Source organism: Celeribacter indicus (genome assembly GCF_000819565.1).
Taxonomy (GTDB): Bacteria; Pseudomonadota; Alphaproteobacteria; order Rhodobacterales; family Rhodobacteraceae; genus Celeribacter; species Celeribacter indicus.
Map to the genome: position 1 here is coordinate 97,179 of NZ_CP004395.1, position 23,536 is coordinate 120,714.

At 57.5% G+C, this 23,536-nt stretch carries 23 protein-coding genes; 10 read left to right on the forward strand and 13 right to left on the reverse strand.

All coding sequences use genetic code 11. The annotated features are described in order from the left end of the window. Positions 1-103: 103 nt before the first annotated feature. Entirely contained in the window at positions 104-757 is a 654-nt protein-coding gene (locus tag P73_RS25295; RefSeq protein WP_051693628.1) for a hypothetical protein, read from the reverse strand. Between the two features lie 473 nt (positions 758-1,230). On the opposite strand from P73_RS25295, the gene P73_RS23290 reads away from it, so the two are divergent. Both P73_RS23290 and P73_RS23295 read left to right on the forward strand, forming a co-directional pair. Continuing rightward, on the forward strand, positions 1,231-1,473 hold the full coding sequence (locus tag P73_RS23290) for a type II toxin-antitoxin system ParD family antitoxin (protein ID WP_028095408.1): 243 nt from the start codon (positions 1,231-1,233) through the stop codon (positions 1,471-1,473). A 5-nt stretch (positions 1,474-1,478) separates the two neighbouring features. After that, a complete protein-coding gene (locus P73_RS23295; RefSeq protein WP_028095409.1) occupies positions 1,479-1,799 on the forward strand; it encodes a type II toxin-antitoxin system RelE/ParE family toxin in 321 nt (106 codons plus the stop codon). A 208-nt stretch (positions 1,800-2,007) separates the two neighbouring features. Here P73_RS23295 and P73_RS23300 read toward each other — a convergent pair whose 3' ends face one another. The 6 genes from P73_RS23300 to P73_RS26590 form a co-directional block, all read right to left on the reverse strand. After that, positions 2,008-3,330, reverse strand: coding sequence for an APC family permease (locus P73_RS23300; RefSeq protein ID WP_028095410.1), 1,323 nt, complete (start codon positions 3,328-3,330; stop codon positions 2,008-2,010). After that, positions 3,323-4,015 carry a TVP38/TMEM64 family protein gene (locus P73_RS25300; RefSeq protein WP_028095411.1) on the reverse strand — a complete coding sequence of 231 codons (693 nt, stop codon included), beginning with the start codon at positions 4,013-4,015 and terminating at the stop codon, positions 3,323-3,325. The genes P73_RS23300 and P73_RS25300 overlap by 8 nt, the downstream gene beginning before the upstream one ends. Continuing rightward, a complete protein-coding gene (locus tag P73_RS23305) occupies positions 4,012-5,460 on the reverse strand; it encodes a multicopper oxidase family protein (RefSeq protein ID WP_028095412.1) in 1,449 nt (482 codons plus the stop codon). The genes P73_RS25300 and P73_RS23305 overlap by 4 nt, the downstream gene beginning before the upstream one ends. A gap of 15 nt (positions 5,461-5,475) precedes the next feature. After that, positions 5,476-5,937 carry a rhodanese-like domain-containing protein gene (locus tag P73_RS23310; protein ID WP_035367136.1) on the reverse strand — a complete coding sequence of 154 codons (462 nt, stop codon included), beginning with the start codon at positions 5,935-5,937 and terminating at the stop codon, positions 5,476-5,478. Positions 5,938-5,958: 21 nt separating this feature from the next. After that, on the reverse strand, positions 5,959-6,345 hold the full coding sequence (locus tag P73_RS23315; protein ID WP_009573613.1) for a DUF302 domain-containing protein: 387 nt from the start codon (positions 6,343-6,345) through the stop codon (positions 5,959-5,961). A gap of 89 nt (positions 6,346-6,434) precedes the next feature. Further along, a complete protein-coding gene (locus P73_RS26590) occupies positions 6,435-7,265 on the reverse strand; it encodes an EF-hand domain-containing protein (RefSeq protein WP_229861857.1) in 831 nt (276 codons plus the stop codon). Here P73_RS26590 and P73_RS23325 point away from each other — a divergent pair. From P73_RS23325 to lgt, 8 genes are all read left to right on the forward strand, one after another. Beyond that, positions 7,227-7,949 (forward strand): response regulator, encoded by a 723-nt coding sequence (locus tag P73_RS23325; protein WP_009573615.1) that lies wholly within the window; start codon positions 7,227-7,229, stop codon positions 7,947-7,949. The two genes, P73_RS26590 and P73_RS23325, sit on opposite strands and share 39 nt — an antisense overlap. Continuing rightward, positions 7,946-9,331, forward strand: a complete 1,386-nt coding sequence (locus P73_RS23330; protein ID WP_028095414.1) for an ATP-binding protein — start codon at positions 7,946-7,948, stop codon at positions 9,329-9,331. The genes P73_RS23325 and P73_RS23330 overlap by 4 nt, the downstream gene beginning before the upstream one ends. Before the next feature lie 22 nt (positions 9,332-9,353). Continuing rightward, positions 9,354-9,653 (forward strand): SHOCT domain-containing protein, encoded by a 300-nt coding sequence (locus P73_RS23335; RefSeq protein ID WP_198431755.1) that lies wholly within the window; start codon positions 9,354-9,356, stop codon positions 9,651-9,653. A 47-nt stretch (positions 9,654-9,700) separates the two neighbouring features. Beyond that, positions 9,701-11,701, forward strand: a complete 2,001-nt coding sequence (locus P73_RS23340; protein WP_028095416.1) for a heme lyase CcmF/NrfE family subunit — start codon at positions 9,701-9,703, stop codon at positions 11,699-11,701. 3 nt (positions 11,702-11,704) lie between these two features. Further along, positions 11,705-12,265: a DsbE family thiol:disulfide interchange protein gene (locus P73_RS25305; RefSeq protein WP_038068298.1), complete on the forward strand. Its 561-nt coding sequence runs from the start codon at positions 11,705-11,707 to the stop codon at positions 12,263-12,265. A gap of 1 nt (position 12,266) precedes the next feature. After that, positions 12,267-12,737, forward strand: a complete 471-nt coding sequence (locus P73_RS23345) for a cytochrome c-type biogenesis protein (protein ID WP_028095417.1) — start codon at positions 12,267-12,269, stop codon at positions 12,735-12,737. A gap of 11 nt (positions 12,738-12,748) precedes the next feature. After that, positions 12,749-13,897, forward strand: coding sequence for a c-type cytochrome biogenesis protein CcmI (gene ccmI, locus P73_RS23350; protein WP_235953233.1), 1,149 nt, complete (start codon positions 12,749-12,751; stop codon positions 13,895-13,897). Positions 13,898-13,994: 97 nt separating this feature from the next. Further along, positions 13,995-14,900, forward strand: coding sequence for a prolipoprotein diacylglyceryl transferase (gene lgt, locus P73_RS23355; RefSeq protein ID WP_028095401.1), 906 nt, complete (start codon positions 13,995-13,997; stop codon positions 14,898-14,900). A gap of 57 nt (positions 14,901-14,957) precedes the next feature. Here the strand turns inward: lgt and P73_RS23360 are convergent, their stop codons facing one another. From P73_RS23360 to P73_RS25310, 6 genes are all read right to left on the reverse strand, one after another. Then, positions 14,958-15,440, reverse strand: a complete 483-nt coding sequence (locus P73_RS23360; RefSeq protein ID WP_028095400.1) for a c-type cytochrome — start codon at positions 15,438-15,440, stop codon at positions 14,958-14,960. Between the two features lie 121 nt (positions 15,441-15,561). After that, positions 15,562-17,922: a copper-transporting P-type ATPase gene (locus P73_RS23365; RefSeq protein WP_009573624.1), complete on the reverse strand. Its 2,361-nt coding sequence runs from the start codon at positions 17,920-17,922 to the stop codon at positions 15,562-15,564. A 65-nt stretch (positions 17,923-17,987) separates the two neighbouring features. Next, positions 17,988-18,878 carry a ribose-phosphate diphosphokinase gene (locus P73_RS23370; protein ID WP_009573625.1) on the reverse strand — a complete coding sequence of 297 codons (891 nt, stop codon included), beginning with the start codon at positions 18,876-18,878 and terminating at the stop codon, positions 17,988-17,990. Further along, positions 18,878-20,392, reverse strand: coding sequence for a thymidine phosphorylase family protein (locus tag P73_RS23375; RefSeq protein WP_009573626.1), 1,515 nt, complete (start codon positions 20,390-20,392; stop codon positions 18,878-18,880). Before P73_RS23375 ends, P73_RS23370 begins: the two co-directional genes overlap by 1 nt. After that, complete coding sequence (locus P73_RS23380; RefSeq protein WP_009573627.1) at positions 20,389-21,774, reverse strand: MBL fold metallo-hydrolase RNA specificity domain-containing protein; 1,386 nt, start codon at positions 21,772-21,774, stop codon at positions 20,389-20,391. Before P73_RS23380 ends, P73_RS23375 begins: the two co-directional genes overlap by 4 nt. Positions 21,775-21,807: 33 nt before the next feature. Then, positions 21,808-22,989, reverse strand: a complete 1,182-nt coding sequence (locus P73_RS25310; protein ID WP_229861855.1) for a YncE family protein — start codon at positions 22,987-22,989, stop codon at positions 21,808-21,810. Between the last annotated feature and the right edge of the window lie 547 nt (positions 22,990-23,536).

The following is a 23,536-nucleotide window of genomic DNA, read 5'->3' on the forward strand; positions in this document are numbered from 1 at the left end:
CGTCAGGCTTCACGGTCTGGCGTCGTCTCCTTTTCGGGGGTTTTGCACAGCCTTACGTGCGGGGTTGAGATGACGCGCGCGGCAAAACCGCGCGCAGATTTTGTCAGTAGCGAACTTCTTCAGAACCATAGTTCCCGGCGTGATCACGCCAGTCGACGAAGACGGAACGGTAGAAGTAGCTGCCACATCCATTCGGGATGCTCAGGCCGGATGCGGCTGGCACCTGGCCCACGGTGGATCTTGTCCATCGGTAGTCGCCCTGCACGCCGTAGGACCCCAATCGCGTCGAGTCGCTGCGATTGCAGTCGCCATCTCGGTTTTCATGCTGGCGGTACTGGATGTGATAGACCCGTATGCTGCGCACGAAATCAAAGGCGTCGCCTGAGATGTCGATGTCAGCTTGCTCATCTGCTTGGACGTGAACAAGGGGTATCGGAGTCGATTCCTGCGGTTCGGGCGGATCGCGGAACGTGGTGTCATTAAGGCGTTCCATAGGCGACATCGGGCTGGGATCGTTGAACGACACACCCATCGGACACCGCCAGATTTGTAAGGGCGGCTCGATCGGCCATGGTGTGATCCGCCGAATGAAGACCGCTCTGGCATGCGCGCAGGGCGCGGAGGCAGGCCAGCCGCCCGCAAGGCAGAGGAGGATTGCACAGTCGACCTGATAGGCTTGAGCCGGACCTGACGAGGCCATTAGTCCGGATATGGTTAGTGCCGTGGCTGTTGCCACGCTGTGGATCACGTGCTTCATGATGCCGACTCCATCTATAATGGTGCAGCGATACGAAACAACATTAATGATAGCAAGAAGATTTGATTGATGGTTGCTTGCGACTGTTCGCTTGTGTCGCTTGACCGCTTCCAAGATCTGACGCCGGTTCTGGCTGCTTCTGCGTCTTGAAAGTGGCCAAAATTGCGGACCCCTTTCACGTTAGCTGCTAAACAAACGTCTGTTACAAAGGGGAAATTGGGTGTTCCAATGTGGCCGCGAAAGTGGTCACGGAAGGACAGATCGAATGAGCCCTCCAAACCGCGTGGCGCAGCGCTCGTGGCCTCGGGAAGGGCTGTATCGGGAAACTGCCGGGCCCGGCTCTCCGCATGGAATCCGGGATCAGAAGGGCGGGAGCAGCCAGCGAGCCGATTTGGGGCCCAAGTTGGGATCGAGCATGAGCTTGAATATCTATGTCAGTATCTGATACGATTGAGCATGGATAGGAGAGTCTGATGCCAAACGTCCACCTGACCGAACCGATGCAGAAATATGTGCAGGCGCAGATCGAGTCCGGCGCCTACGCCAATCTGAGCGAAGTCGTGCGCGCCGGCGTAAGGATGCTGATGGAGAAGGATGGCGCCCGGCAGTTCTATTCCCTCAAGGCCGACCTAGAGGAAGCAGCCTCCCTGGCCGAAAATGGGGATTTCGCCGAGTTCGATGCTCATGCCTTCGAACCGGATGCGTTTGATCGCTGACCCACATGACTATTCGGCTTTCCGGTCGGGCCAGGGCCGACCTTGAAGAGATCCGTGCCTACACCGTCGAAACTTGGGGTAGGGATCAATGGCTCGTCTATTACCGCCAGTTGGTTAACGCCTTCGAGCAGATCACCGGGGATCCCGACCGGGGTCGGGACAGGAGTCTCTTCGTTCCGGGGATGCGGTCCGTCAACTGCCAACGTCACGTGATCTTCTACAAGCGGCTAGATGCCGCGGATGGGGCGGCAGTCATCCTGCGCATCGTGCACCAGCGCCGCAACATGCCCGCGCTCGTCTACTACGAGGGTCTCGACGGCGGTTAAGCTCTTGCGTTTCCTCATTTCAATGGCTCGACCAGTCTTCCATAGTCTTCACTGACCTCGTGAAACGCGCGTTGGCGCCCGGCATTGAGGCAACGGAAGTAGTCCTACACATCGGCAAAGTGGATCTCAAAATCGCTCAAACCCGACCAATTTGAATGTTGGAAGCGCTAAGAATTACTGCTTCGATACCTGGTCATCACGCGAGCACTCAATTCCCATTGTGATCATGTTGATGTGGCTCGGTTTTTGTGCGCTGAAGAAACCAATGCTCAAAGATCAATACACAAGCCATGATCGCGAATGCGACCACTACAATCATTGGATCGCTCTGCCACTTTAGTGAAGCGAATACGACAAGCACGATCGCGTCGAGACCGATTGCAGTCAACATGATCCATCCATGCGCAGAAAGCTCGGCCCTAAGGTTTCGGTACACTCCCCAGTGAATAACCATATCCATTACAAGGTAAAAGAAGGCCCCCATAGAAGCTATTCGGCTAACGTCGAAGAGAATGGTCAGCAGGCTCGCAATCACTACTGTGTAGATCAGTGTATGGTCGCGGACTCCGCCTGACATCCCAAAATGACTGTGCGGGATCAATTTCATCTCTGTCAGCATTGCCAACATACGAGATACCGCAAAGATGCTGGCAATCACGCCTGATGCAGTTGCGATCAAAGCGAGCGCGACGGTCAGATAGAAGCCCGTTTCCCCAAGGGACGGTGCTGCCGCTTCCGCGAGCGCATAGTCTTTTGCTTCGACGATCTTGCCAAGCGGCAAGCTGCTTCCCACCGCAAATGCTACCAAGAGATACACCACTACGCAGACCGCCAATGAAATGATGATCGCGCGTCCGATGTTGCGGTGTGGGTCCACTATCTCGGCGCCGCTGTTGGTGATTGTCGTGAACCCTTTGAATGCCAGAATTGCCAACGCTGTGGCACCAACAAATCCACTGAGACCCTGTGAAGCTGTTCCATCTCCTGTTGTGCCAAAAGTAAACCCGCCGGCCCAAAGCGCAGAGATCCCAAACAGAGTGATACCGCCAACTTTCAGTACGGCGAGCAATTGGGAAATCCAGCCTACAGAGCGGTTGCCCGAGATGTTGACGACATAGGCTGCGATAATGAGAGCAACGCCTATTGCCGGAACCAGTAAGCCATCTGGTGCAATGCCCAGTCCACGGAGCAAATAGTTTGCGAAGGTCCGTGCGACTAGGCTTTCGTTAATGACCATTGACAGAGCCATAAGCAAAGCCGCTGCAGCGGCTACGGCGGTTGGTCCATAGGCCTTTTGCAGGATCATTCCAATTCCGCCAGCTGACGGGTAGGCATTGGACATTCTTATGTAAGTGTAAGCGCTGAAGGCTGTAACGATGGCTCCAACGATGAACACAAGTGGAAAGGTAGGGCCGGCCAGTTCCGCAATTTGGCCTGTGAGTGCCAGAATTCCGGCGCCAATCATGACACCAGTCCCCATGGCGACGGCATCCCAAAGAGAAATGCTGCCCGCTTTATAGTCGCTATTCATCGTCGATCTGCTTTCTATTTTTGAGGGTCAAAAAGACAAAAGGCAGTGCTGTCACAACCCCAAGTCCTATCGTGATCCATTCAGCCGTTCCCCAATCCCCTGACATGGCCACAGCTCCAAAATGGGCAAGAACAAAACTCGCCGGCAAAATCCCGGCAAAAGTTGCCAGCATGAAGCGCCATAGATGAAGTTGGCTCAAGCCCGCAACATAGCTGATTGCATCGAAAGAAACGAATGGAAGCAGGCGGGACGCAAACACTGATAACATCAGAGCCTTTTGCGACCCCAACAGCCCGAACTCTGAATATTTACCCAAAAAACGCCGAACTGTGCTTCGACCGAGTTTTCGCGCGATGACAAATGCGATTGTAGCACCGAGCTCCGAGCCTATGGCTACGTAGGCGGCTCCGAGATAGTGGCCAAATGCAGCCCCGGCGGCTAGTGCGATTGGTGCGCTCGGTATGGGGCTTGCGACAATCGCGAGGGCCATGAGTGCAATAACCGCGAGGGGGCCAACGGCTCCGGCATTTTCAATATGGCGCTGCACTTCAGCCTGTGAAAAGGCGACCCCAAGATTGCTCAGAGAAACCGTGCCCGAAAAAAGGCCGAAAACTGCAAGAGACAGAACAGTTGCTATCGCCAAACAACCAATCAGGCGACCATATCCCCATGCTTGCACGATCATGTGACCGTGAACTGCGCCATCATTCCTCCATCTTCGTGTTCAAGGATGTGACAGTGATACATGAAGGGATTGGCGCGATCTGCCGTCTGCTCAAAGCTGACCAGGATATCGACACGGCCATTTACGAGCACGGTATCCTTCCAGCCAGAATTTTGTATGCTTGGTTTCTTTCCGTTTTCGGCGAGCACCTGAAACCTCACGCCATGAACATGAAACGGGTGCATCATCATGTTTGAGGAGACTTGCCAAATCTCGGTCGCCCCCTTCGAAAGAGACAAGTCTATCCTCCCCATGTCGAAGGACTGCCCATTGATCGCAAACCGATCATTCGACCTACGCATCATCATGCCCATCCCCATTGGCATATCGAGTGTGATCTGACGTGTATTGACTGATCGGGCCTCACTGTCAGGCAGGACGCCGCCCAAGTCGGCGGGTATTTCCAGAATGCGGGCAGGAAGTCTCACATCCACACCAAAGGGTAGAACTACGAAGCTCCCCCCAGCAGTGCTCGCGCCGCCCATCATCCCACCCATCATCTGATTGGGATTTGCAGAGGATACCAGCGTGCCAGCCTCTCCTCCCGAAAAATCGACGAGGACTTCGTATCGTTCGCCGGGAGCGATCACGAGGGACTCAATTGCGACAGGTTGATTAAGATAGCCACTGTCCGTCGCGATGAGGTGCATCTCGCGACGGTCAGAAAACGATAGGGGATAAATCCTCGCGTTCGAGCCGTTGAGCAAGCGCAAACGGACAATACCGCGAGGGACGACAGCCTGGGTGCCTAGCTGACCGTTAACAAGAATGACATTTCCCATGAAACCCATCATCTGATCTGGCATAGACAGGCCATAATCGATGCGGCCCTGCCGGTCGAACCGGCGGTCTTGCAGAACCAATGTCAAATCATCGACGCCGTATGAGATCGGGAGACCCCGAGCATCGTCCCGACCGTCATCAACGTGGATCACACCGGCCAATCCCCTTTGAACTTGTCGTCCGGTGTCGCCATGAACGTGCGAGTGGTACCAAAGAGTAGCGGGTGGTTGTGTCAGATCCAGTTCGGGAGACCAAGTCGTGCCCGGTTCAATCGTCTGGTGTGGGCCGCCGTCAACTTCGCCGGGTATCAGCATACCGTGCCAGTGCACCGAGATTTTCTCTGACAGCGTATTGTCGATCTGTGCTTGCGTCGAAGCTCCTGCGGGAAGACGTAGTGTAGGCCCCAAAAAGGATTGGTTGAACCCCCAGGTTTCGCCGCCGCCCAGTCCTGTAAAATCGGTCTTGCCCTTTTGGGCAGTCAGACGGAAATGCCGATCGCGGGTTGCGTCGAGCAATGGTGGCATAGCCAACGCCCTGACACTCTCCTGTGCGATGGCCGCCAGCGGACCTGTGGCAAACGGCAGGCCAGCCAAGCCGGCGATGAAGGCTCTACGATTGGTCATGGTATAGCTTGTGTCTCACGCTAGCTCACTTGGGAGGGCGGCCAGTGCGGCTTCTCTTGTTACTGTCGGCAGACCTTGCTCGATCCAGCCGGATCTCCCCGGGGCGCCAAGCATCCCGCCTACGGCGTCAACAAAGCCGGCAGCTTTCGCTTCACGCAACTTGCTCATTACGAGACCTGAGCGATGGCCGGTCCGACAAATCAGGGCGACCGGGCGTCCCGCAGCAAGATCGCGGGCGGCGAAGAGGCGCTCCCCGAACCGCGGATGGGTCATGTCGATTGGCCACGCCCCCTCCGCGACGCCGGTATCTTGCCATTCCTCGGGTCTGCGGATGTCCACAAGCCTTGCCAAATCGCTTTTCAGCGCATCATGGAGAGTATCGAGCGCCCATACGTCATGGTTGTCAGCCCAAGCTGGCGAATAGGCAAGCAAGGTGCTCGATGCGAACAGGCCAAAAGTTTGACGGCGGCTCAGCATGGTCTGCCTCCTCAGTTTAGTTTATGCGTTGTCAACCGCAGATCGCAGCATATCGCGCACCTGCGCGGCGACTTCGTGCAGCTTCTCATTCTCGACAGCGGCCATCGAAGCCACAGGATCAACAGCGCTGATTTCAGTGCCGTTTTCGACCGTCCGCAAGATCACGTTGCAAGGCAGCATCGATCCTATACGGGGCTCCAGCCCAATGGCCTCCCATGCCATATGAGGGTTGCACGCACCCAGAATGCGGTATCCATCCATGTCGCGGTCAATCTTTTTCTTCATTGTTGCCTGGACGTCGATTTCGGTCAGTACACCAAATCCCTTTTCTTTCAGGGCTTCGCGCAGGCGCATCTCCGCATCATCAATCGCCGTATTGGGCAGATGTCTGTTGTAGGTATAACTCATTTTGAGCCCTCTCGATCTTGTTCAGGCAAACCCAAAGCGCCGAACCGTTGACGGGCTTGCCTGAATGGGGAAATTCTGAACGACGGGGTTCAGTTGTCTTGGTCCGTCATCATTCCGGGATTTGCTGTCATACCCTGTGCCATGTTGTCGGCAGGGGCGACTATTTCGCCTTGAGAAATCTGGCCGTCGCCATCAGCATCGAGCATCTGGAAACGATCGACCATGGTCTCGCGCATCGCCTTGGCGTGAAGCGACGCGAATTCGTCAATCGAGAGCGTGCCGTTACCGTCGGCGTCATAGTCCGACAGCATCGACTGAAGGCCCTCATGCGCCTCTTCGGGAGACACTGCGCCGTTTCCATCCATATCGAACATTGACATCATGTTGCCCCCCATCATCGGGAACATACCTTGACCGGTTGTGCTTGGTCCCATGATGCTGCCGTTTCCGCTCATCATGCCCGAATGCATTTGCATCATCATGCGCATCATGCCGTGCATCATCTGAAGATGCTCGGCCATCTGACTGGGATCCATCATGCCGCCACCCATCAGCATTCCGGGCCCGCCCGTCCCTGCCATCGGTTGAGCAAGTACATTGGGAGAGACGCTTTCAGCGCCCGCAGCTTGGTGATGGCTGTCATCGGCGAGCGCAGCACCTGCTGTGAGAACGGCAACCAGAAGACCGGTAGAAATTTTTGTTGAGTAGGACATTTTGAAGCCTTTCCTTCTTTTGACCTCATACAACTTGGCATCAAACATTTGAATGTAAGGACGTACACCCGTGGATTTGTATCCGTCTGTCGCAATGGACAGGGGCTGATACAATTGGCGACAAAAAGGAACCTGACCGTCTGATTTCCAATGCTTTAGAAGGGCCCCATGCAACACGCGCCACATATTCTCGTCGTGGATGACCATGAACAGATCCGGAAAAGTGTAACCCGCTATCTGGAAAAGAATGGCATGCGAGCAACCGCTGCCAAGGATGCGGCGGAGATGGACGCGAAGCTGGCTGTCGGAAGCTTCGACCTACTGGTCCTGGATATCATGATGCCTGGCGAGGATGGCCTTTCCGTTTGCCAACGTCTGTCAAGCGAAGGGCGACTGCCGATCATCATGTTGACCGCGCTCGGTGAAGATGCGGACCGTATTGTCGGTTTGGAGATCGGTGCGGACGATTATCTTCCCAAGCCGTTTAATCCACGCGAACTCCTTGCGAGGATCAAAGCCGTCCTGCGAAGAAGCGAGCACAAAGAAGCCTTCACCGGATCTCTGAGCGGCCGCAAAGTCCGCTTTGCACACCTTACCTTGGATGTAGACCGGCAGGTGCTTCTCGACGACGCGGGACAAGAGACCGCTCTTACGGTCGCAGAATTCAAACTGCTGACGGTCCTTCTGGAGCGCCCTCGGATGGTGTTGAGCCGCGATCAGTTGCTAGATCTTTCTCAGGGCATTTCCGCTGGTCCGTTGGACAGGAAAATTGACAACCAGATTTCGCGCCTTCGGCGAAAGCTCGAGCCCGACATTCTCCGTCCACGTATTATCAAGACGATCAGAAGCGGCGGCTACTGCCTGTCGGTCGACGTCGAGGTGTCCGAATGATCTGGCGGCTCCTACGATCTCTCCGGATCCAACTCGTTCTTCTCATCATTATCGCGTTGGGGATCGCACAGTTTGTCAGCCTGTGGCTCTTCGCCGATGAACGAAGCCTCGCCATACGGGCTGCTCTTGGGTTTGAGGCAGCTGGACGAGCGGCAAATGTTGCGCGCTTGATTGAAGAGGCACCCGCTGACCTGCGCCCATCAATTATCCGCGCGGCGAACTCGCCCCTTGTTCGCTTTGACCTCGGGACGAAGCCGCTTGTGCAACATAGCGACCATTCGGATGGCGGGTTGGTTGAAACCCGCGTCCGCGCACTCCTGAACGACAGCTACAGTCGCGACATTCGTGTAGAGCTTCACCAGATCCAAGGCGCGATCCTGCCGCTACCGAACCTGTCGCACGAAATGACCGAGATGCACTTGGCCATGATGCGAGGTGAACTGTCCGCTATCGAGATGAACCTTTCAATTTCGATCGCCGGTGGCCAGTGGTTGAACGTAAGTACGCGCTTTGAGCGTCCGCCGATCCAGTGGCCGCTTTATTCCATGCTGACATTTGGTCTGACGGCAATGGCCCTGTTGGTCGCAGTGAGCTGGTTTGTCATGACCGGACTGCTGGGCCCTCTGCGGCGATTGGCCGGGGCGTCGGAACGATTGGGGCGTGGAGAAGACATAGACGCGTTGCCAGAACGGGGACCCCAGGAGGTTCGGGAGCTGACCGCTGGTTTCAACCGCATGCAGGACAGGCTGACACGGTTCGTTGCCGACCGAACGAGGGTTCTGGCGGCCCTTGGACATGATCTTCGATCTCCGCTTACCGCAATGAGAGTACATTCAGAAATGGTAGAGGAAGACGAAACCCGAGAGAGTCTCGTCGCAACCGTCGAAGAAATGCAGTCGATGGTGGAAGCAACCCTTACCTTCGCGAAAGGTCTCTCAGGGAACGAACCAATGCAGGATGTTGACCTGCAATCGTTCCTAGAAGCTCTGCGGGGGGATATGGTCGTACCGTTTGTGCTCTCTGACGGCCCCGAAGTCACGGTTCGATTGCGCCCCAATGCCATTCGACGGGCATTGCGAAACGTGATCGAGAACGCGGTGCGCTACGGCGGGTCCGCAACGCTGGGCTGGATATCAGCCGATGGGGAAATAGAAATTTCCGTCACTGACAGAGGGCCGGGGATTCCAACCGCAGAATTGGAACGCGTATTTGACCCATTCTTCAGGCTTGAAGAAAGCCGATCTCTGGAAACCGGCGGGCATGGGCTGGGCCTGTCGATCGCAAGGTCCATTCTTCGCGCGCAGGGTGGGGAGATCAGTCTGGCGAACCACCCGGACGGCGGGCTTATCGCGACAATTCGATTGCCAGTTGCTGAAACATGAAATGACAGAAAAGGAAACCGACATGCTTAGACTTACCAACACAACCGCAGCATTCACGCTGTTCGCGACGGCCGCCATGGCGGACCCAGGCGGAGATTATTACGGCCACATGTGGGGCGGTGGATTTGGAATGCTGGGAGGGCTGATGATGATCGTGTTCTGGGGCGTGATTATTGCGCTGATATTCTTCGCCGTTCGCTGGTTCAGCGAAAAGGACCGTGTTTCCGGGTCTAGTGCTCAGGACATTCTCAGGGATCGCTTCGCGCGCGGTGAGATTGATGAAGACGAGTATCGCAAGCGCAAGGCCGCTTTAGACGACTGAGAAACTGATCACCAGTCGATCCCACTGCCAAAGATCATGAGGCTCCTATGACCCCGGAACTCGGCCATTTTGTGCTGGCCCTCGCATTGGCGTTGGCCATCGTCCAATCGACTATTCCTCTTTTCGGCGCGGCCCGGGGCAATCTTCTCTGGATGCGTTCAGCCCGGTCAACTGCTTTTGGGCAGGTCGTCTTCGTCGGACTTGCCTTTGCCGCCTTGATGCGCGCTTTTGTTGTCTCTGATTTCACTGTTTTGAACGTCGCGAACAATTCGCATTCGCTGAAACCAATGATCTTCAAAGTCGCGGCGACTTGGGGAAGTCATGAAGGATCGTTGCTGCTCTGGGTCTTCATTCTGACCATCTTCGGTGCTGCGGTTGCTGCTTTCGGCTCAAACCTACCGGAAACACTTCGAGCGCGAACTTTGGCAATGCAGGCATGGATCAGCGTCGGGTTTCTGTCCTTCCTTCTCTTTACATCCAATCCGTTCGAGCGCGTCTTTCCTCCGCCGCTTGATGGCGCTGACCTCAATCCTCTGCTCCAGGATATCGGCCTCGCGATGCACCCGCCGCTGCTGTATTTTGGATATGTCGGCTTCTCGATCGTCTTTTCGTTTGCAGCCGCAGCCTTGATCGAGGGACGGATCGACACAGCCTGGGCAAGATGGGTTCGACCCTGGACACTGGCCGCGTGGATCAGCCTGACTGCGGGGATAGCTCTCGGATCGTGGTGGGCATATTACGAACTGGGTTGGGGTGGATGGTGGTTCTGGGACCCGGTTGAAAATGTCAGTTTTATGCCCTGGCTTCTCGGGACAGCACTTCTCCATTCGGCGATTGTCACTGAAAAGCGTGACGCGTTCAAAAGCTGGACAATCCTGCTCGCGATCTTGACGTTTTCGCTGTCACTCCTCGGCACATTTGTGGTTCGGTCTGGCTTGCTGACCTCTGTGCATGCTTTTGCCGTGGATCCGGAGCGAGGCCTATACATTCTTGGCCTGCTTGCGATTTCAATTGGTGGCTCACTTGCACTCTATGCGTGGCGGGCGCCAATGATGGAAGGTGGCGGGTTGTTTAAGCCGATTAGTCGAGAGGCAGGGTTGTTGCTAAACAACCTGATCCTGGCTACAGCGACTGGCACGGTTCTGTTCGGTACGCTTTATCCGCTGTTTCTCGAAGCCGTTTCTGGTGACAAGATTTCCGTCGGTCCGCCGTTCTTCAATGGCGCGTTCGTACCAATGATGCTCCCCTTGGTTTTTGTCATGGGTCTCGGGCCGTTTTTGTCCTGGAAACGAGCCGATCTGGTCGGAGTGCTTCAACGTGTCCGCTTCGTGGTGGTGCTGGCGGTGCTGGCAACGCTCGCAATTTGGTATTTCGCCAAAGGCGGGCCCGTGTTGGCATATCTTTCGATCCTCATCGCGCTTTGGTTGTTTTTTGCTTCCTTACGTGAATGGGCGCTGCGGGTTCGTTTGTTCGAGGTTCCGCTCCAGGAAAGCATCCGGCGTGCCCGCAATTTGCCCCGCGCGGCGCATGGAATGACGCTCGCTCATGCGGGAGTTGCGGTCTTGATGATCGGCATGATTGGCTCTTCGGTTTGGAAATCTGAAGAGATCGCATTTGTAGAGCCCGGCACGAGTGTCAACATTGCGGGATTTGATGTCACATTTGAAGGTGTGCAGCGCGTTCGTGGCCCGAACTATATTGCGGATCAGGGAACCCTGCGCGTCGAAAGGGGCGGCTCTTTCGTGACGGCTCTCAAACCTGAGCGGCGCAGCTATCCGGTCGCACAAAGTACGACAACAGAATCGGCGATACGGTCAACCCTGGCGGGAGACCTATACGCTTCGATCACGGAACCCTCTCTGGACAAAGCCGAAGAGAGCGGTGCCTGGACTCTGCGTATTCTCTATGAGCCATTCGTCGGCTTGCTTTGGTTGGGTGCGGCCATGCTTGTCATAGGCGGCAGTCTGTCCTTGTCCGATCGCCGCTTCCGTGTCGGGGCACCCCAAAGCTCCAAGGCACGATCCACGAAACCGGTCGCAGCGGAGTGAGCAATGAAACGAGCTGTAGCGATTATTCCCTTGGTACTGGCAGTGATTGTCGGCGGATTTTTCTTGTGGGGCCTGAATCCCAATCGTGACCCAAGCGAGATTCCTTCGGTTCTCATTTCTCAGCCAGCTCCCTCGTTCAATCTCGGGCCGGTGCCGGGTCTTGATGTACAGGGACTGTCTCGGGAAAACCTGCTCGGAAACCCAACGCCAGTCGTCGTCAATGTCTTCGCTTCCTGGTGCGTTCCCTGTCGTGCCGAACACGCGGTTCTGAGCGCTTTGGTTGAGCGCGATGGCGTGCGTTTGTTCGGGATCAACTACAAGGATCAACCCGCAGACGCGGTCAATTGGCTTCGAAATCTCGGGAACCCGTACGAACGTATTGGCTCGGATCTGTCAGGTCGTGCCGGGATCGAGTGGGGGATTTCGGGTGTGCCCGAGACATTCATTGTCGGAGGCGATGGAACGGTGCTCTACCGATACGTCGGCCCGATCGTCGGTGAAGAGGCTGTATCAGCCTTTCGCCAAGCTCTCCGACAAGCGGGTGTGTTAGAGGAGAGGAGCTGACATGCGTAGTTTCTTCCTTGTGTTGGCACTCATCATGCCAATGTCTGCGCAGGCTGTTGAGCCCGACGAAATCCTCTCCGATCCAATCCTCGAGGCTCGGGCACGGGAGGTTTCCAGGCAGCTTCGCTGCGTAGTTTGCCAAAATCAGGATATTGACAGCTCGAACGCCGGCGTTGCGCGCGACCTACGACTTTTGGTCCGGGAACGGTTGGTTGCGGGTGACACGAACGAAGATGCAATTGCTTTCATCCAAGCGAGATACGGCGACTACGTTCTACTGAAGCCTCCGTTTAAACCCGAGACCTACGCTCTCTGGTTTACCCCCCCACTCCTTGGGCTCTTGGCTCTGGGGATCGGTGGCGGCATCCTGATGGGCTCTCGAAAAAGAAAAAAAATCGCAGACCTGAGCGATGACGAGGAGGCCGAGGTCGCACGCATTTTCACTTCATCCAGCGAAGGGGACCACCGATGATATGGATTGCAATGGCAGTCCTCGCCTTGACTGCCTCAGGGATTGTTGCGGCTTCGGCGTGGAAGCCTGCCTTGGTGCAAGGTCCGGCCGAAGACAGGACTCTCGCAGTTTTGAAGGACCAGTTGTCTGAAGTCGATCGGGATGCTGAACGCGGCCTGCTTTCAGTCGCAGAGGCGCATGCGGCGCGACAGGAAATCAAGCGGCGGGTTCTCTCCGTGGGGAGAGTAAAAAACACCGGGGAATCCAGCGGCGGCGGCAGGGTCATACTCATGGCTGCTGCGGTCTTTGTGCCGCTGTTCGCGGCGGGGTATTACAGTTTTGCTGGAGCGCCAAACCTATCCAGCATCGCTTTCGAGGATCGCCAGGCAGAGGTCGCGCAAAATCGTGAAATCGAAGCGTTGGCGCAGAAGCTATTGCAGCGGTTGCAGGCGGATTCAGAAGGCGGAGCCTTGGAGGGCTGGATGCTCCTTGGACAGACCTTCATGAAATTGGGCCGCGCTTCGGATGCCGCATCGGCCTACGAGCGTGCAACACAATCCATGAATGCCGATTCTGCTGTGTTTTCGATCTATGCGGAAGCTCTCATCGTTTCCGAACAGGGGATCGTGACACCCCAAGCGAAGCGGGCCATTGCAAGAGCACTTGAGCTCGATCCGACCAATCCTGCTGGAACTTTTTACGATGCTGTCGGGCTTGCGCAAGCGGGTGCGAATGAGCAGGCCTACAATCGTCTTCTCACGCGATTGGACGAAGTGGATGGGTTCGCACCCTGGATGGAAACATTTGTCGCGGAAGCAAACCGGATAGGTGCGGCACTAGGCCGAGCGCCTATCAGTTTGTCGGATTATGCTCCAGTAATGTCAGGCAATTCGCCCGGCCCCACTGCTGCAGATGTCGAAGCGGCCAGCCAGATGGATGATGTCGATCGAGATGCATTTATCCGATCCATGGTGGAACGTTTGGCAACACGCCTTGAGGCTGAACCAGACGATATCGATGGATGGATGCGTCTTGGCAGGGCCTACAGGGTGCTCGGCGAAACTGACCTCGCCTTGAACGCGTACAGTCGAGCCAAAGAGCTATTGGTGCCCGTTTCCTCCGAAGACCCGCGCCAAAGTGTCATTTTGCAGTCCTTGGAAGAACTCCAGTCGGGCCAATAGCCCGCGGAAGCTTCACTCGCGATGAACAAACCATGAGAGAGCACGAACGGCGTATGTGCACGATCCGACCTCACCCGAATGACTAGAAAGAATGTCCATGCCTTTGTCCGCACTTCCGTTCCCAAATATCGGGCCGGATATATTTTCGGTTGAGATCGGCACGTTTACGTTGACTCTCCGCTGGTATGCGTTGGCCTATATCATCGGCCTTCTCGTCGGCTGGAGAATTTGTGTTGCCACGGTCAAACGCGCCGCTCTGTGGCCTGCATCGGGCGCCCCGCTAACACCGCGCCAAATTGAGGATCTTTTGACCTGGATTATCATCGGGGTGATCGTTGGCGGGCGGTTAGGGTTCGTGATGTTCTATCAGCGCGGGTTCTATCTTGCCAATCCGTTAGAAATTCTGAAGGTCTGGCAAGGGGGAATGTCATTTCATGGTGGGTTTGCTGGAGTAACCATTGCCGCGCTTGTTTATGGCATCCGTCAGCGTATGCCGCTCCTGAGCATGGCTGACCTTCTCGCTCTGGCAACGCCTCCGGGCTTGTTCTTGGGCCGGATCGCAAATTTCATAAACAATGAACTATGGGGCCGCCCATCGGACATGCCCTGGGCCGTCATATTTCCCGGTGACGCAGCGCAATCATGCCCGGGAATAACCGACATTTGCGCACGGCATCCTTCGCAACTGTACGAAGCCCTTTTGGAAGGCCTGTTGCTTGGCTTCGCTCTCCTATTCCTTGCGTGGCGGCGCGGATGGCTTAGGACACCAGGGGCAATTTGCGGGCTCTTCCTGGCCGGATATGGTTTTGCGAGAAGTTTTGTAGAGTTGTTTCGCCAGCCCGACGCTCAATTCGCAGACGTGAACAATCCGATTGGGTATGTTGTGCAGTTTGGTGACTGGGGGCTTACGATGGGGCAAGTCCTTTCCTTGCCGATGTTAGCCGCGGGATTTGGATTACTTTGGCTGGCGCAGAAGCGGTCCGCCATAGGATCGGCATCTTAGGGCGCAAATGAAACTTTCGACGCATTGCCTTATTCTACTGCGATATCCCCTGACGCTTCAGTCGTGATCCTCCTCACCCATTTGGTGCATCATTTCTTCAATCTTTTCGGGGATGTCGCCGGCAGAGAATGCCTTCTGTTCTTCGGAATCGTGAACGAACGCGATGATATCGGCAAGCTCCTGACCTGTGAATTCAATTTGCCCGCCGAGCTCATCCTCTTGGGCAGCGACCATCGCCGGCGCGCCGCGCCACATTCGGGCGGCAAATTCAAACGGGTTCATTGGCAGGTCCATATACGCTGCATCAAGGGCGGGGGCATCCTCGCCTCCGACCCCGTTGATAGAATGACAAACGACACAGCCTTTCGAGGCGAACAGCGCACGCCCCTTGGCTGCATCCATGTTTGGCAGGAACAGTCCGGAGCTCATCATCTGACTCATCGCCCCATTATCTGTCATATGCCCGCTGTCTTGGGCGCCGACTGGCAGCCCCCACACCACAGCAATGGCTAAGATCATCTGTCTGGAAATGTAGGTCATTTTGGTCTCCTTGGTTTGCAGGTGATTGTCTGAACGCTGTTGCCCCTTCTCCGGCGATGGATTGTACCCAATACTGTTTATTGAACGGTCTGATGGACCTCGCGATCGTTCTTGTTTCCCCTCAAATCTGCGCGCGCCGTAGCCGAAGGGAGTTTAGGACGACCGAGATTGAGGAAGCGCTCATGGCAAAGGCCGCAAACATCGGACTGATCAAGATCCCGAGGAATGGGAACAAGATCCCCGCAGCGACGGGCACGCCCGCAGTGTTGTAGATCAGAGCAAAGAACAGGTTCTGGCGTATGTTCCGCATGGTCGCGCGGGCGAGTTTGCGCGCACGCACGATACCGTCGAGGTTCCCTTTGACGAGCGTGAACCCTGCGCTCTCAATGGCCACATCGGCGCCGGTGCCCATGGCAATCCCGACATCGGCCTGAGCCAGGGCAGGTGCATCGTTGACACCGTCGCCGGCCATGGCAACCTTGTGCCCCTTGGCCTGAAGTTCCTTGATGATCTTCGCTTTGTCTTCCGGCATCACATCGGCGCGGATCTCGTCGATGCCTAGACTGGACGCGACGGCCCTAGCGGTACGCTCATTGTCTCCCGTCGCCATGATAATACGGAACCCAAGTGCGTGCAGTTCCTTCAGGGCGGCCGGTGTGGTCGCCTTTACCGGGTCTGCGACGCTGACAAGACCGGCAACGTCATTCTCGACGACGACAAACATAACCGTTTCGCCATTATCCCGACGGGCATCCGCCTTGTCCCGAAGCTCTGCTGCATCAAGTCCGAGGTCAGTCAGGAGTTTCACGTTGCCGAGCGCCACTACCCGCCCGTCCACCGTGCCTTTGACGCCCTTGCCGGTGACCGCCTCGAAGGCGTCGGCTTTTGCCAGGTCGACGCCACGCTCTTCAGCACCGCGTACGATGGCTTCCGCGAGAGGATGCTCGGAGCCGCGTTCCAGCGATGCGGCAAGCCGAAGCACTTCTACCTCATCGTGACCCGGTTCAGGGTAGACGCCGACAAGTTTCGGCTTGCCTTCCGTCAGCGTGCCGGTCTTGTCGACGATCAGGGTATCGACCTTCTCGAACCGTTCCAGTGCCTCTGCATTCCTGATCAGGACACCCGCCTGCGCGCCGCGCCCCGTCGCCGTCATGATAGACATCGGTGTCGCAAGGCCGAGGGCACAGGGACAAGCGATGATGAGAACGGCAACGGCCGCAATAAGAGCATAGGAAAGGGCCGGGACCGGGCCCCAAATGGCCCAGCCAATGAAGGCCAGCACGGCGATGCCAATAACTGCAGGCACGAAATATCCGGAGACCTTGTCGGCGTATTTCTGGATCGGCGCGCGAGACCGCTGCGCATTGGCCACCATCTCGACGATTTGGCTCAGCATCGTGTCGGCGCCGACGCGCGTCGCCTCCATGATCAGGCTGCCGGTTCCGTTGATCGTGGCGCCCGTTACAGGGTCTCCTCCGACCTTTTCTACCGGTACCGGCTCGCCCGTGATCATGCTTTCGTCAACTGAGGACCTGCCTTCGACGACCATACCATCGACCGGCACCTTGTCACCGGGTCGCACACGTAGTCGGTCGCCGACCTGGACCTGTTCCAATGGAACCTCTTCCTCGCTTCCGTCGTCGCGGATAATACGTGCCGTCTTGGCGGCCATATCCAGAAGAGCACGGATCGCCTTGCCAGTGCCTTCGCGAGCGCGCAGCTCCATCACCTGTCCCACAAGGACCAGCGTGACGATCACAGCCGCCGCCTCGAAATAGACGCCGACATGCCCTTCGGCATCCCGGAACCCATCGGGGAATATGCCCGGTGCCAGGACGGCGATGATGCTGAACAGCCATGCGGCGCTTACACCCATGGCAATGAGACTGAACATATTGAGGTTCCTTGTCCGGAACGAGTTCCAGCCACGAACAAGGAAAGGCCAGCCGGACCAAAAGACAACGGGTGTCCCGAGCGCGAGTTCGACCCAGAGGGTGACGCGTTCACCGAATATCTCGCGCACCCCGCTCAGGCCAAGATAGGGGCCCATGGTCAGCACAAGGAGCGGTACGGTCAAAATGGCCCCCACCCAGAAACGACGGCTGAAGTCCACAAGCTCCGGGTTCGGGCCTTCCGCTTCCATGGCGGCCGATTCCAGTTCCAGCCCCATACCGCAGATCGGACAAGACCCGGGATGCGTCTGGCGCACCTGAGGGTGCATCGGACAGGTATAAACCGGGCCAGTGTAGTCGTTGGGAACCGAGTCCAAGTGGTTTGGCTCCACCGCGTCGCCCGTGTGCTGATGATGGGCGTGGTGTTGCGAGGGCTCGCCCTCCGGCACCAGATGCATCTGGCATTTCGGGCAATCTCCCGGTTCGGCGCGGCGTACCTCGGGGTGCATCGGGCAAGTGAAGACCGTGCCCGCGTAGCCAGAAGGAACTTGATCGTCAGATCCGTTGGCATGTTCGTGATGGTTGTTCATTCGGGGATCCTTTCCCGTATTTCTAGCTCATTGCCTCAAACCTAATTCTTCCAGTAACTGGAAGGTCAAGTGGCGCATTGAGCAACTTTCATTTCTGTCGCTAACAGCTCGCCGACGCAGACTGCGTTCGTTGAGTGTGGAATCGTATCGGTACTGACGATCCGCGCGGCACCGGCATGGCGGATTGCTTCCTCTGCGCCGTGTGCGAAAACCGCGTGGATAATTACGCAAGTCGCAGGTCGGGCACCGGCCTGCTCGAGTTGTTCGAGCGTTCGGATCAGCGTGTGTCCGGACGAGGCGATATCATCGAGGATCACGGGTGTCCCCTGTCGGAAAACGGCGCTGCCCGGCAGGCTGATCTCGACCTGCCGATCCCCGGAGCGATGTTTTGTCAGCACTTCGTAGGGGCGTCCGGCGAGCCTGGCGACTTCAGCCACCCATTGCTGGCTTTCGCTGTCAGGCCCAAGGAGCACGGCCTCTGGAACGTTCGCCGCAATCCAGTCGGCCAGCAGAGGGGCTGTGGCGACACGATATGCGGGAATGCGGAACAGCGCTGAAAGGCTCGGGTTGCGATGCAGATGGGGGTCAGCGGTCATCACCCAGTCGAAACATTCATCAAGAAATCCCGCGAAGATCGGGGCGCTCACAGCTTCGCGTGGATGAAACCGCTTGTCCTGGCGCATGTAGCCAAGATAGGGCGCGACCAGCCCCACACGCGCGGCCCCAAGTTCGCGCGCCGTCAGAGCTGCGAAACGCAGAGGCAACGCCAGCCGATCAGGATCGCGCAACGTGGCGAGGAAGGCGATTTCGCGTCCTGCAGGATCGCCGCCGAGCTTCACGAGGGTTTCACCATCGGGAAAATGGTGCAAGTCCACCGGCTGGATTTCGGCACCGGATGTCGCCGCCATTCTGCGCGCCAATGGCTCCATGCCGGGAAAGGGGGCGATAATGGTCATCAGTTTGCCTCCTCAATTGTGCAAAGTCCCAATTGCGCCTCGGCATAGGAGCGGGCGTATTCCAGTTCTCCCAGCGTTTCGGCGTGGATCTCGAACAGCGGCTTGCCAAATTCGATATGGTCACCGATCTGGACCAGAAGGCGCAGCCCTGCGAGCTGCTGCCGCGGTGCGCCGGCGAGTTTCGCTGTGCGCGCGATGCGGCGATTGTCAATCGCAATGAGGCGCCCCGCCGTGCGGGAGGTGATCACCGCATGATAACGCGCCTCACCGGGCTCAGTGAAACCGCCTTGTGCATCGCAAATCGCAATGAACTTCGCCTCGGCAGCGCCGCTGTCGAGCAGCTGTGCGGCCACCTTTCGCCCGCCCGCGCCGCCCGTCTCGGGGACAAGGTCCAGCAGCGCTCCAGCGATGTCGAGTGCACGGTCGCGCAGGTCGACAGGGAAGTTCTCGTTGCGGCGTAGCACGGCAAGGACATCTTGGGCTTCAAGTGCGGGTCCAATTCCGCGTCCGACAGGTGCAGTCCCGTCGCTTTGATGGATCGAGAGCGTCAGGCCGATGGCCTTGCCAACGGCGCGGAGCCGCTCTGCCAGCGCAGCGGCGGTTTCCGCCGAGCGGACCTTGGCCGTTGGTCCGACGGGCACATCGATCAGCACGCGCTTCGCACCGACCGCAGCCTTCTTCGACAAGACGCTCGCCACCAGCTGTCCGTCGCTGTCGAAATCGAGTGGCCGTTCAATCCGGATCAGAACATCGTCCGCAGGGCTGAGAGCGAGGTTGCCCCCCCAAACGATGCACCCGCCCTCAGCCTCGACGACGCGTCTCAACGCGGGGATGTCGAGCGAGACGGGAGCCATGACCTCCATCGTGTCGGCCGTGCCTGCGGGGGAAGTGATCGCGCGAGAAGAGGTCTTGGGGATCATCAGCCCCGCCGCCGCGATGATCGAAACGATGATCGGCGTGGTGCGGTTTCCTGGAAGCCCCCCGACGCAATGCTTGTCGTAGATCTCGGCGCCGCCCCAATCCAGCGTTTCGCCCGCCGCCTGCATGGATCGGGTCAGTGCGATGGTTTCCGCAATCGAAAGCCGGTCGCCCGCGCAGGCGGTGATGAAGGCTGCCAGATCGAGATCGGAGAGACGATGATCGAGGACGTCACGAATGATTGCGTCGAACCTTTGCTGCTCAAGGGTTTCTCCATAGACCTTGGCGCGGATCGCTGAGACGGAGTCCGGTGGCTCCGGGTGCGTAAAACTTGCCCGGTCCCCCGGTTGGGGCTTCAGGGCGGCCCAGGCTTCTTCCGACAAGGCGGCAGTGTCGTCGGGCAGCCAGTCGCCATTGGTCAACACGTTCAGCGTGGCAATCACCGACCTGTCGCCGAGCGTGACCTCGATCCGGGTCAGGGCTGCGAAGCCTTCGGCGCGGCAGACGTGGCAGTCTTCGCGCATGAAGACAACGGGTTGCCGGTAAGTGTCGATCCCCGCGCGGGACAGGGCGAGCGTATTGTCGATTTCTGTCATTTTGGATTGTCCAGCCGGATCGTTTCGAGGTGTTCGGGGGCGCGGGCAGGCCAGCCGAGTTCATGTTCGATCCGCCAGCGCAGCCGGTCCGAGGCAGAAGGTTCGCCGTGAGTCACATAGGTCATGCGCGGCGCGCGATCCGACGCGCGCATCCAGGCCAGCAACTCTTCGGCATCGGCATGTCCGGAAAAGGCTTCGAGCTGGATCACCTCTGCCCTGATCGGGAAATCTCGACCGAACATGCGCAGACTGTCCGCGCCAGCGGCCAGTGCCGCCCCGCGGGTACCGCCAGCCTGAAAGCCCGACAGCAGGATTGCGTTGCGCGGGTCGCCGCCGAAGCTGGCGAGGTGATGCAGGATCCGCCCGCCGGTCAACATGCCGCTCGCCGAAATGATGATCATCGGGCCATGCTGCGTGTTCAGCTTCTTCGACTCCTCGACCGAAGTGACCCGCTTGGCGATCTGGAACATCGCAAGGCAATCCTCCCAGGCAACGTGATGTTCTTCGTGATGGCCGTGGTAGATTTCGGTCGCGTCGATCGCCATTGGCGAGTTGAGATAAACCGGCACATATGGGATCTCGCCGCGGTTTTGCAGGCGTGCAATGTGATACATAAGCCCCTGCGCGCGCCCAACCGCGAATGAGGGGATGAGAACCGTACCGCCCCGCCCGAAAACACGTTTCAGGATTGGCAGAAGCTCTTCCTCCGCGTCGATGGCTGCGTGATGGCGATTGCCATAGGTGGATTCACAAACCAACACGTCCGCACCTGAGAACGGTTGTGGTGGTCGCATCAGTGCGTCGTTCTGTCGGCCGAGGTCGCCACTGAAGTGGATTGTCCTTCCTGGCAGTCTGATACGGATCTGCGCCGCACCGAGCAAATGGCCCGCCGGGATGAACTCTGCGGATATTCCGTCACCAACATCGACTGTGCTGTTGAAGGGAACTCTGTGCAAATGCTCAAGCGCCGCCTGAGCATCTTTCAACGTGTAGAGCGGCTTGGGGTTCTTGTGCTTGGAGTATCGGTGCCTTTTGGCAAAACGTGCCTCCTCTTCCTGGATATGGCCGCTGTCCGGCAGGATCAGGCCGCAGAGTTCCTCCGTCGCTTCGGTACACATCACCTTCCCTCGATACCCGCCGCGGATCAGCGCAGGCAGATAGCCTGAATGATCGAGATGCGCGTGCGTCAGAAGTACGGTGTCAATGGTGGTGGGGCGTACCGGAAACGCCTTGCGGTTGCGGTCCCGCAGCGATTTGAAGCCTTGAAACAAGCCACAATCAACTAGAATGCGGCGATCCCCGGTTTCAATCAGATAGCGCGATCCGGTTACTGTTCCGGCGGCTCCCAGAAAACGAAGTGTTGGGCGAGTGTCCTGTGCCATGATCCTGTGCCTTTCATTCCCATCGGCAGCCCTTCAGGGAAGCGCCACCATCTGATGTCCTTCTCCTTCGACAGAAACTGTTTCACGCGTTTGCAGTGAGCTGGTATCGATGAGCCAAACCACGGGCTCTGCACGGCTTGAGACATAAAGGATGTCGGAGCCTGGAATTACCGTCAGGTGGTAGGGTTCTGGTGCAAGCGTGGCTGTGCGCACTTCCCCGGTAGCGAGTGCAACTGAGGCGAGTTTGTCCTCTCCCCTACCCGCGACGAACAAAGTTGCCCCATCATTTGACAGCCCCAGTCCATGAATCTCGCCGCCAATTTCGAAGGTCCGCAGCTTTTCACCGGTACTCAAAGACAGTTCCAGAACCTGACCTGCGTCCGCGTCTGCGACAAAGAGTCGATCAGTTTCGGGCGAAACCGCCATATGTTCCGGGGTGTCACCTGCAATGAAGTTGCGACGAACGATACCCCGCGACAGATCTACTTCGCTGATCGTTCCGTTACCGGTGTTGGAGACGTAGACGAGATTTGGATCAGTTCCGAACGCTGCATAGTTCGGCATCGATCCAGTCGGGACAAATGCCGTCATGCCGAAAGTCGCCAAGTCAATCACCGATATTCCGTCACCTGCCGGATGGGTCGCAACGGCAAAGCGTCCATCAGGGGAAACTGCCGTATGATGTACGGCACCCGGCACCTCTATCCGGCGGAGGATATCGCCACTTTTTGCGTCCAGAATCGAGAGAAGACTGATCCCGGCATCCGGTGGCCCCATTGGCGCGGCCTTTGGTGCGTGGTGCGCGGCGTGATCGTCTGCAGACACGGTGGAGGGCTTTTCTAGCGACGCGACATCCTCGCGCGGGATCTCCGAATAGCTGCCGGCGACCAGATACGGCACGCCGGGTGCGCCTGCGAGACCGTGGACCGCCTCGACATCATTGATCCGACGCAGGACTTTTCCAGTCTCCGCCTGAACCATCAGGACTGAATTGGCGCTGCCCTCTGGAATGAAGACCGTAGGCGGAGCGGCCAAAGCTGGTGCTGACACGAACAAAGTGGCGAGCGTATAGGCGATGCGGGACGACATGTTCATTTTTGGAACCTTTATCTGGTCGAGATCATGCGGTGGCCGTGGCGAGGGCAGAAAACCGGCGGATCCACGGTTGATAGGAGCGAATGAAGTGAGGAGCGCGGTCAGGTAGAATCCGGACATCCAGACTACGAGCCTGTCGAAAAACCTAAGCGTCACGATTGGCGTAAAAGCCGAAAGGGAGGCGCTTCGCTACCTCGCTGACTGGAATGCTCAGAAGAGAATGGGGACGTGTATGAATTCGTCATCGGCGAAAGACGCCGATTGCCGCCACGACATTACCATTCGCGTGCTACGGTTCGAAACTACTGCGCTGACAAGCCCGTTAGGGATCAGAGCAGCGGCGCAACCGGGATGAATTCCGCAATCCGCGTCCAGAATAACGTGGACGGAGGAATTTGCGTCGGTGACCTGAACAATCTGCGTCTCTAACCCGGCAGGCTCGCCCTCATGCGCATGCAAACCATCGGCAATGAGACCGAAAAACAAGGCTCCGATCAATATCAGGACGAAGCTGACGCGAATACGCGACACTCTTCTGACATCGATATGTGGCCTTGATCGCATGATTTGAGTCCTTCCTAGGTGATTATAACACGCTATCCAGATGGTGTGGTTGATCTAAATCAGGGCGTTAAATGCTGCCTGACTCGGCGTCCTTGATGCGCAG